General features: G+C 67.4%; 12 protein-coding genes. 11 read left to right on the forward strand and 1 reads right to left on the reverse strand.

Features of this window, described 5'->3' with window-relative positions; all coding sequences use genetic code 11:
• Nucleotides 1–4: 4 nt before the first annotated feature.
• From tssA to modC, 9 genes are all read left to right on the forward strand, one after another.
• Nucleotides 5–1105, forward strand: coding sequence for a type VI secretion system protein TssA (gene tssA / locus FHW79_RS30335; protein WP_211108550.1), 1101 nt, complete (start codon nt 5–7; stop codon nt 1103–1105).
• A 3-nt stretch (nt 1106–1108) separates the two neighbouring features.
• Nucleotides 1109–1666 (forward strand): type VI secretion system tube protein Hcp, encoded by a 558-nt coding sequence (locus tag FHW79_RS30340; RefSeq protein WP_183182366.1) that lies wholly within the window; start codon nt 1109–1111, stop codon nt 1664–1666.
• Entirely contained in the window at nt 1663–2250 is a 588-nt protein-coding gene (locus FHW79_RS30345; protein ID WP_014198581.1) for a TIGR00645 family protein, read from the forward strand. The genes FHW79_RS30340 and FHW79_RS30345 overlap by 4 nt, the downstream gene beginning before the upstream one ends.
• Nucleotides 2251–2276: 26 nt before the next feature.
• Entirely contained in the window at nt 2277–3218 is a 942-nt protein-coding gene (locus tag FHW79_RS30350) for a hypothetical protein (protein ID WP_183182367.1), read from the forward strand.
• 96 nt (nt 3219–3314) lie between these two features.
• A complete protein-coding gene (locus tag FHW79_RS30355; RefSeq protein ID WP_119509459.1) occupies nt 3315–4046 on the forward strand; it encodes an SIMPL domain-containing protein in 732 nt (243 codons plus the stop codon).
• 417 nt (nt 4047–4463) lie between these two features.
• A complete protein-coding gene (locus FHW79_RS30360) occupies nt 4464–5255 on the forward strand; it encodes a TOBE domain-containing protein (RefSeq protein ID WP_183182368.1) in 792 nt (263 codons plus the stop codon).
• Between the two features lie 25 nt (nt 5256–5280).
• A complete protein-coding gene (gene modA / locus FHW79_RS30365) occupies nt 5281–6027 on the forward strand; it encodes a molybdate ABC transporter substrate-binding protein (protein WP_183182369.1) in 747 nt (248 codons plus the stop codon).
• A 34-nt stretch (nt 6028–6061) separates the two neighbouring features.
• A complete protein-coding gene (modB, locus tag FHW79_RS30370) occupies nt 6062–6730 on the forward strand; it encodes a molybdate ABC transporter permease subunit (RefSeq protein ID WP_014198586.1) in 669 nt (222 codons plus the stop codon).
• Nucleotides 6727–7818 carry a molybdenum ABC transporter ATP-binding protein gene (gene modC / locus FHW79_RS30375; protein WP_183182370.1) on the forward strand — a complete coding sequence of 364 codons (1092 nt, stop codon included), beginning with the start codon at nt 6727–6729 and terminating at the stop codon, nt 7816–7818. Before modB ends, modC begins: the two co-directional genes overlap by 4 nt.
• Nucleotides 7819–7839: 21 nt before the next feature.
• Here modC and FHW79_RS30380 read toward each other — a convergent pair whose 3' ends face one another.
• On the reverse strand, nt 7840–8739 hold the full coding sequence (locus FHW79_RS30380) for a DMT family transporter (protein ID WP_183182371.1): 900 nt from the start codon (nt 8737–8739) through the stop codon (nt 7840–7842).
• Between the two features lie 117 nt (nt 8740–8856).
• On the opposite strand from FHW79_RS30380, the gene FHW79_RS30385 reads away from it, so the two are divergent.
• Both FHW79_RS30385 and FHW79_RS30390 read left to right on the forward strand, forming a co-directional pair.
• Nucleotides 8857–9195 carry a hypothetical protein gene (locus FHW79_RS30385; protein ID WP_040134734.1) on the forward strand — a complete coding sequence of 113 codons (339 nt, stop codon included), beginning with the start codon at nt 8857–8859 and terminating at the stop codon, nt 9193–9195.
• 102 nt (nt 9196–9297) lie between these two features.
• Entirely contained in the window at nt 9298–9726 is a 429-nt protein-coding gene (locus tag FHW79_RS30390; RefSeq protein ID WP_183182372.1) for a DUF1489 domain-containing protein, read from the forward strand.
• The last annotated feature ends 214 nt before the right edge of the window (nt 9727–9940 follow it).

Here is a 9940-nt window from a genome sequence, read left to right on the forward strand (position 1 = left end):
CCAAATGACCGCATCCCACCCGCTGATCGACATCGGCGCCCTGCTCCAGCCCATCCCCGGCGACGACCCGGCGGGCGACGACCTGCGCCATGGCCCGGAATTCGACGCGCTGACCGAGGCGCGCCGGATGGACGACGATCTCGACCAGGGCATCTGGCAGACCACCGTCAAGAAGGCCGACTGGAAGGGCGTCGTCCAGCAGTCTTCGGACCTGTTGACGACCCGCACCAAGGACCTCCAGGTCGCGGCGTGGCTGGTCCAGGCGCTGGGCCACCTGCATGGTCCGGCGGGGTTGGCGCCGGGACTCCTGCTGGTCCACGGGCTGGTCGAGGATTTCTGGGACGGCCTCTACCCGCGCCTGGACGACGGCGACCCGGAGCCGCGGCTGGCGCCGCTGGTCTGGCTGGACAGCCAGCTGTCGCGCGATCTGATGGCGACCGCCATCACCCAGCCGGGGCCGCACACCGACGAAACTCACCGCTTCCAGGACTGGCAGAACGCGCAGCGCCTGCGCAAGCTCGCCACCCGCGACCCGCGCGCCTTCCACGCGGCGGTCGATGACGGGGAGGTGACGGTCGAGCAGATCCTCGCCGCGCAGGACCGCACGCCGCCGGACTTCTACCAGACCCAGCACGGTCATCTGCGCGACACGGTAACGGCGGTGCGCACCCTGGCGGCGGAACTGGACGCCGTGGCCGGGCGCGCCGCCCCCGGCTTCAGCCAGCTTTTGAAAACTCTGGAAAGCCTGATCCAGTTCCACCGCGAAGCGCTCGCCAAGCGCGGCATCGATCCGGACGGCGCCTCCGCCGCGGCGGAGGAGGCCGAAGGCGAGGAGGGGGCCACCATCGACGCGTCCGCCGAGATCATCCCCGCCGCCGCCTTCGCCCGCCCCGGCGGGCCGCGGACCCGGCAGGAAGCCTACGCGATGCTGCACCAGATCGCCGATTTCCTGGCGCGGGAGGAGCCGCACAGCCCGACCTCCTACCTCGTTCGCCGCGCCGCCGCCTGGGGGAACCTGTCCCTGCCGGAGCTGTACGCCGAACTGCTGGGCGATCGCGGCGAGGTCGGACGGATCTTCGGTCTTCTGCGGCTTGAGGAGCGCTGAGCCATGCCCCGCATCCTGCTCGACTACCCCGGCATCAAGGGCGAGTCGCTGATCCGCAATTACAAGAATTTGGCCGACTGCGTCAGCTTCGACCTGTCGTCGGGCAAGCGCGAGGTCGGCGGCTTCAATTACGACGACCCGATCGAGGACAACTCCTACGTCGGCAGCCGCAAGGCGCAGAAGCAGGACAAGCTCGGCGTTGACAGCCTGAAGCTGGAGCGCCACTTCGACCTCGCCTCGCCCAAGCTGATGCAGGCAGCCTTCGATCCGCAGAAGAAGGACGTCACCGCGACGATCCACTTCTTCCGCACCTTCGCGCAGCTTCAGGGTGGCGAGTATTTCGGCGAGAGCGACATCTTCGCCGAGCCGTACCTGACCATCATCCTGAAGAACACGCAGATTACCGAATACGTGCTGTCGATCGACGACGATGACAGCAGCAACGGCACCGAGACTATCTCGCTGGCCTTCGACCAGCTGCAGATGACCTACCAGCACCAGATCGACGGCCGGAAAATCGGCCAAATCCGTGGCGATATCACTTTGGCGAGCAAGTCATGACCCAGTCGAACCCGTCGGCCCTGACCGGCGACACCACCCTCCTGTCCCGCAACGGCGAGGGGCGCCGCGGTCCGGCGCGCCGGGCCGAGCATTTCCTGGAGCAGGTGATGTTCCAGAGCCGCTGGCTCCTGGCGCCGCTCTATGTCGGCTTGGTGGGCGCGCTGCTGATGATCGGCTGGCGTTTCGCGCTGGAACTGGTTCACGCGCTGCCGCTTCTGATTCACGGCACGGAAAACGACATCATTCTGATCGTGCTCGGTTTGGTCGACCTGACGATGGTCGGCAACCTCGTGCTGATGGTGATCTTCAGCGGCTACGAGAACTTCGTCTCGAAGATCGACGTCGCCGGCCACGCCGACCGTCCGGAATGGATGGGCAAGCTGGATTTCAGCGCGCTGAAGGTGAAGCTGATCGCCAGCATCGTGGCGATCTCCTCCATCCAGATCCTGAAGACCTTCATGAACGTGTCGGAGGTGTCCGACCGTGACCTGATGTGGCTGGTCGCCATCCACGTCACCTTCATCGTCTCCGGCGTGCTGCTGGCGACCATGGACGTGCTGGTCAAGAAGAGCCACGCGCACTGACATCCGGCAGGAAAGGAGAAGGCATCATGATTCGGTACGCGCTGGCGTTCCTCGCCATCCTTCTGACCGGCCTGCCCGGAGCGTCGAGGGCGGAGCCGGCGAAGGTGGTGGTCGGCACCTACGTCAACCAGATCACCGGGGTGAATCTCCGCGACAATCAGGTCAACGTGGACTTCTACGTCTGGTTCCGCTGGGACGACGACTCCTTGAACCCGCTGGAGACGTTCGAGCTGATGAACGGGCGGATCGAGTCCCGGACGCCCACCCCGGTCCGCAAGCTGAAGGACACCAACTATGGGCAGGCGCGCGTCCAGGCCGTTCTGAACCAGCCCTGGGACGTCAGCCGCTTCCCCCTGGACACTCAGACCATCCGTCTGGTGATCGAGGACAGCGACCAGACGGCGGAATACGTCGTCTATGTGCCGGACACCGACAACAGCACCGTCGATCCAGACGTCGACGTCTCCGGCTACTCGCTGATCAACAATGGTGCCACCATCTCGGCGCACCGCTACCGCACCAACTACGGCGACATCACCCTTCCGAAGAACCACGAGTCCGTCTATTCCCGCTACACCCACGCGATCACGTTGGAGCGGCCGGACTCGGTCTATTACATCAAGACCTTCTCGACCATCTTCATCTCCTCGGTTGTGGCCTTCCTGGCCTTCCTGGTGAAGCCGGTGGACCTCGACCCCCGCTTCGGCCTGGGCATCGGCGCGCTGTTCGCCGTGGTCGCCTGCTACTTCGTCATTGCCAGCGACCTGCCGCGCAGCAGCGGCTTCACCCTGTCGGACCGGGTCAACCTCGCCTCCATGGGCATGATCTTTCTCAGCCTGATGCAGAGCGCGGTGTCGCTGATGATCTACGAGCGGAACGCGGCGAAGTCCCTGCTCCTGGACCGCTGGTCCCTGGTGGTCTTCCCTGTCGCCTACGCTCTGCTGTGCGTCTGGCTGACGACGGTGTGACGCGGGTGATCTGACACCGCTGCGGGGCGCCGCTCCGGCCTGAGCTTCGCCACAATCCTTCGTCATGCTCCGCAGGGAGCGACGAGGGAGAGTGGGATGATCGGAAACCGGACGGCGCTGGCCGCGGCGGCGTTTCTCGCCATCGGGATTGCGGTGGCGGGCTGGTCGGCGGGGCGCGAGGTCGCCCAGGTCCGGCTGGCCGACCGCTTTGTCACCGTGAAGGGCTCCGCCGAGCGTGAGGTCAAGGCGAACCTTGCGCTCTGGCCCGTGCGCTTCGTCGCCACCGGCGACGACCTGTCCGCCGTCCAGGCGAAGACGGCGGCGGACGAGAAGGCCGTGCTGGCCTTTCTGGAACGCTACGGGCTGGGCGCCGACGCCGTCGTCTCGCGCTCGCTCGATCTCGTGGACCTGCTCGCCCAGGCCTACCGCCAGGGGCCGGCAGACCAGCGCTACATCCTCACCCGCACCCTGATGATCCGCAGCCCCGACGTGGAGCGGGTCGACCGCGCCAGCCAGAATCTGGCGGAGTTGCTCGACCAGGGCGTCACCCTGGGCGGGGAGCCGGGCATGGGCTCCGGCCCCAACTACCTGTTCACGCGGCTGAACGACGTGAAGACCGAGATGATCGCCGAGGCGACGGCCAAGGCGCGCGAGGCGGCAACCCAGTTCGCGACCGACAGCGGCGCCACTCTGGGCGGCATCCGCCGCGCCAACCAGGGTCTGTTCCAGATTCTCGCCCGCGACGAGGCGCCCGGCATCATGGAAAGCCGGCAGATCGACAAGATCGTCCGCGTCGTGTCTACGCTCGACTGGGAACTGGTGGATTGACGGGGCGGCAGCGCTCCAACCGTCCCCTCGTTGTATAGATCATCTACATATTGGATTCGCCGCATCCGGCCGTCTCCTGCCCAGAAAGCGGCGGGCGGCGCGGCCTGCGAACGACTCATGGGACATGATGATGCGGAAACCGACAATCCTGCTTCCGTAATCCGTTGATTGTGCCGCCAAGCGAACAATAAACCTTCGTCCGGCACCAAAATACGCCCAGGAAATCGGCAGATTGGGCAGATGCCGTGCATCGTTTGCTCGATGCATTTCGTGGATTGAGCGGGTGTTAAGACCGGCATCCTGCACTCTTGCACCGATATTCCTCGAAAAACGGCGATTCTGGCAGAAAGCGCTAGTTCACCTGCGCGGAGCATGGTTATATAGACAGCGTATATAGCGAATTTGAGGTGCCCGCTGATGTCCGTCCAACCGCAGGTGTCGTTCTCAGGGCCGCACGCGTCGCCGATCGGCGCGGAGCGCATCAGGCTGCTGGAGGCGGTGGGGCGCGAGGGCAGCATCTCCGGCGCGGCGCGGTCGGTCGGCATCACCTACAAGGCGGCCTGGGACGCCATCGACGCCATGAACAACCTGTTCGGCCGCCCCTTGGTCGAGGCGCAGGCCGGTGGGAAGCGCGGCGGCGGGACCGCCCTGACGCCGGACGGCGTGCGGCTGGTCGCCACCTTCCACCGCCTGCAGAGCGAGATGGTCCGCGCCTTCCAGGTGCTGGAACCGGAACTGAACGGCACCGGCCTCTCGGCCGCCAGCCTGATGTGGGGATTCTTCATGCGCACCAGTGCCCGCAACGCCCTCCGCGGCACCGTCACCGCCATCACCGACGGGGCGGTGAACGCCGAAGTCACCCTGGCCGTGTCGGACCAGACCGCGATCGTCGCGATCATCACCCGCGACAGCGTGCGCGACCTGGGTCTGTTCCCGGGGCGCGCCGCGACGGCGCTGATCAAGGCGCCCTTCGTGATCCTCGCCCCGGCGGACGAGGCGAAGCGCACCTCGATGCGCAACCGCATCGAAGGCGTGGTGGCCCGCCGCGAGGACGGTGCGGTCAACAGCGAGATCACCCTGGACATCGGCGGCGGCAAGACGCTGACCGCCATCATCACGCTGCGCAGCGCCGACGACATCGGCCTGAAGGCCGGCGATCCGGCCTGCGCGCTGATCGACGCATCGCACATCATTCTTGCGGTGGATTGACGATAGGATCGGAAGGAGTTTTCAAATGACGCGTTTCCTGCTTGCCGCCGTCGCGCTGCTGTCCGTCTCGGCGACGGCCCGGGCCGACGAATTCAACGTCGCGGTCGCGGCCAATTTCACCGCCCCGGCGAAGGAGATCGCCACCGCCTTCGAGCAGAAGACCGGCCACAAGGCCGTCCTGAGCTTCGGCGCGACCGGCCAGTTCTATGCCCAGATCAAGCAGGACGCCCCCTTCGTCGTCTTCCTCGCCGCCGACGACGAGACCCCGAAGAAGGCGGTGGAGGAGGGCTTGGCCGTTCCAGATTCCCGCTTCACCTACGCCGTCGGCCGTCTGGTGCTGTGGACCAAGGCCGGCGACGCGCCGCTGGGCGAGGACACGCTGCGCAAGGGCGCCTTCGAGAAGCTGTCCATCGCCAACCCGGCGACCGCGCCCTATGGCTCCGCCGCGGTGCAGGCCATGAAGAAGATGGGCGTCTACGAGGCGATCCAGCCGAAGATCGTCCAGGGCAACAGCATTGCCCAGGCCTTCCAATTCGCCGACACCGGCGCCGCCGAGCTGGCCTTCGTCGCCCTGTCCCAGGTGATCGCCAAGCCGGAGGGCACCCGCTGGCCGGTTCCGGAATCGCTGCACGACCCGATCCTCCAGGACGCCGTCCTGCTGAAGAAGGGCGCCGGCAACGAGGCCGCCACGGCCTTCCTCGCCTTCCTGAAGGGACCGGAGGCCGCCGCGGTGATCTCCAAGTACGGCTACGGCACGAAGGCGCCGAACTGACCGTGCCGGCCTCCCTGGGAAGGACCGCCCGCCGATGAGCTGGCAGCCGATCATCCTGACCCTGGAGCTGGCGGCGCTGACGACGGTCATCCTGCTGATCGTCGGCACCCCCCTGGCTTGGTGGCTGGCGCGGTCCGGAGCCTGGTGGAAGGAGGCGGTCGCCACGGTGGTGGCGCTGCCCCTGGTCCTGCCGCCGACGGTTCTCGGCTTCTACCTGCTGATGCTGCTGGGGCCGAACGGCCCCGGCGGGTGGCTGGCCTCGCTGTGGGGCGCCCGCTCCATGGCCTTCACCTTCGAAGGGCTGGTCATCGGGTCGGTGCTCTACTCCATGCCCTTCGTCGTGCAGCCGATCCGCAACGCCTTCGAGGCGTTCGGCGACCGCCCGCTGGAGGCGGCGGCGACGCTGCGCGCCTCGCCGCTCGACACCTTCTTCACCGTGGCGGTGCCGCTGGCCCGCCGTGGCTTCCTGACCGGCGCCGTGCTGGGCTTCGCCCACACCATGGGCGAGTTCGGCGTCGTCCTGATGATCGGCGGCAACATCCCCGGCCAGACCAAGGTCCTCTCGGTGGCCATCTACGACTATGTCGAGACGCTGCAATGGGACGAGGCCCATCTGCTGGCCGGTGGCATGCTGGTCTTCTCCTTCACGGTGATCCTGACGATGATGATGCTGGAGAAGCGCATCGGGCGGGGCGGGCGATGAGCCTGTCGGTGCATTTCCACGGGACGCTCGGCCAGTTCGCCCTGGACGTGGCGTTCGAGGCGCCGGGCCGCGGCATCACCGCACTGTTCGGCCCGTCCGGCTGCGGCAAGACCTCGGTGCTGCGTTGCGCGGCGGGGTTGCAGCGGCTGAACGGGCGTTTTGCCTTGGACGGCGATGTCTGGCAGGAGGGGCGGACCTTCCGGCCGACGCACAAGCGGCCCATCGGCTACGTCTTCCAGGAAGCCAGCCTGTTCCCCCATCTGTCGGTGCGCACCAACCTGCTGTTCGGCCATCGCCGGACGGTGGGGCGCGGCGTGCCGGAGCACATCCGCCTGAACGACGTGGTCGATCTGCTGGGGCTGGGGCACCTGCTCGACCGCTCGCCGGAGCATCTGTCCGGCGGCGAGCGCCAGCGGGTCGGCGTCGGCCGCGCGCTGCTCTCGCAGCCGCGCCTGCTGCTGATGGACGAGCCCCTGGCGGCGCTCGACCGCTTCAGCAAGGAGGAGATCCTTCCCTATCTGGAGCGGTTACACGGTGTCCTGTCCGTCCCCGTCCTCTATGTCAGCCACGACATCGCGGAGGTCGAACGGCTGGCCGACCATCTGGTGCTGCTGCGCCAAGGGCGCGTCGTCGCCGCCGGCCCGATGCAGGAGCTTCAGGCCGATCCCACCCTGCCCATCGCCCGCATGCCCGAAGCCGGGGTGACCCTGCCCGCGGTGGTGGCGGGGCGGGAGGACGCCTACGGCCTGACCCTGCTGCGGCTGGACGGCGGCCATCTGCTCGTTCCGGGCGACCTTGGGCCGCAGGGCACAGCGCGGCGGGCCCGCATCGCGGCGTCCGACGTCAGCCTCGCCCGCAACCCGCCGGAGGGCAGCACCATCCTGAATGCGCTGCCCGCCCGCATCGTCGCGGCGGAGCGCCAGGACGAGGTCCAGATGATGGCGGTCGTCGCCTTGGGCGAGGAGGGCAGGGGAGCGCGCATGCTCGCCCGCGTCACCCGCAAGAGCTGGGACGCCCTTGGCCTGTCGCCGGGCCAGCCGGTCTACGCCCAGGTCAAGGGCGTCGCCCTGGTCCAGGAATCGCTGTGATTCGGGTGGGGGCGCTGCGCGTCACCCCGGGGTGATGCGTTTGGGCCGGCGCAGCGCCCCCGTCCCCATCGCGATTCCGAACAGGACGCACAGCAGTCCGGCGGCGTGGGCCAGCGTAAAGGCCTCGCCGAGGAACAGCACGGCGGCCAGCACGCCTGCCGCCGGGATCAGCCCGGTGAACAGCCCGGCCCGGTTGGCCGGCACATGGGCGATCCCGCGCATCCACAGCACCACCGCCAGCAACCCGCCGGTCAGGCCGGACGCCACGAACAGCAGCCAGACCCAACCGGGCACCGCGATCGGATCGAAGCCGCCCAGCGTCGCCAGGGCACCCGGCGCCATCATCGCCGCGGCCAGGACATTCGCCAGACAGGTCAGCGTCAACGGCGGAATCCGCCCGCCAAGCTGCCGCGCGAAGACGCCGTACAGCCCCTCGGACACCACCGCGCCGAACACCAGCGCGTTGCCAACGACGGAATCGTCGGGTCCGCTGTTGCCTCCTGGCCGCAGGTTCAACGCGACCATGCCCAGGACCGCCAAGGCGATGGCCGTGGCGCTGCCGGCCCCGATCCGCTCGCGCAGGATCAGCGCCGCCCCCAGCGCCGTCATGGCCGGGATGGTGCTGGTGATGATTCCGGCGGCCACCGCGCTGGTCTCGCGCAGCCCATAGAGAAGGAACAGGTTGAACAGCACCATACCGAACAGGGAGAGCAGGGCAAGGCTTGTCCAGTCCTGACCATTGCGCGGAATCGCCGCCGCTCCACCCCTGAGGGCAAAGGGCGCCAGCAGCACAGCGACCAGCGCGAAGCGCATTTCCGCCGCCACAAGTGGCGGGATATGGGATACGATCGCCTTGGAGGCCGGAACGGACAGCCCGACCAGGGTCATCGACAGGGCGAGGTTGAGATAAGCGGCGCGCATGGGCCGCATTCTATGGGCGCCGCCGCCGTCTTACGGAAGCGGCATTTTCACGCAATGAATTTGCAAAGAATGCGTGCCATTCTTCGCGCCAAGGTCGCGGTACACAAGGGGCGGGGTATGTCGGAGCCGATCCTCGGGATCACCAACTGGATGCATTTGTTCCGCTGGATCGTGAAGCTGATCCGTGACGAGTACGGCGTGGATGAAAAGGTCCTGACCCGCAACGCCGTGCTGGACGGGGGAATCGGCCTCACCGCCGAACAGCTCGAACAGGTCCTGGACCACATCGCCGAGACCTTCGAATTGACCTTCCCCGAGAACACCCTGAACGAAACCGTCCGGCTGGAAGACCTCTGCACGCTGACGGCCTGGATGCGCGGCCTCTTCAAGAAGCCGGACTTCGTCACTCCGCCGTTCGAAGAGCGCTGCCGTTCGCTCAACAACGTGCCGGCCTGACCCGCGGGCTCCATTCTCAACAGTGTATGGCTGGAAACGCCGCAACGGAATCCCATCTGCGGCAGCGGACCCGTCCCGCCAACCCTTCTCCCTGAGCCGTTCATGCCGTTGCATCTCATCAAGCTCGCCGTCGGGATCGATGACCTCGACCATCTGGCCGCGGTGCAGGCGCGTCGCACGCGGACCGTCGACGGCCGGTCGATGATCCCCGTGTTCACGCGCCGCGTGCCGAAGCGCGGGGAGGAAATCCTCGCTGGCGGGTCGATCTACTGGGTGGTCCGCGGCTCCGTCGCCGCCCGCCAGCGGGTGATCGCCATCGACACCACCGTGGACGAGGAAGGGGAGTCCTGCTGCATCCTCGGCATGGACCCGCAGCTCGTTGCCACCGTGCCGACGCCCCACCGGCCCTTCCAGGGGTGGCGCTATCTCGATCCGGAAACGGCGCCCAGGGACTTGTCCGACGCGGGCGGGCAGGGCGACGAATTGCCCGCCCATCTGGCCGCCGAATTGCGCTCGCTCGGCCTGCTGTAATCGGTTTGCCCGGCTGCGGCCCGCCAACCCGTTGATTTTTCTCAATCGGGCAGAATTTTCATCTCCTTGTCAAAAAAGCGCTTGCGTGTTCGTGGGGGAGGCGCCTATAACCCCCTCCACCGACGCGGTGGCCGCCAACGAGGCGCCGACGGGTCGGGAACACAAAAGACAGTCTGGCCCTGGCGGCCCACTCCTCGAAGGGGTTGGGCGCGGG

Source organism: Azospirillum sp. OGB3, from assembly GCF_014192915.1.
Taxonomy (GTDB): Bacteria; Pseudomonadota; Alphaproteobacteria; order Azospirillales; family Azospirillaceae; genus Azospirillum.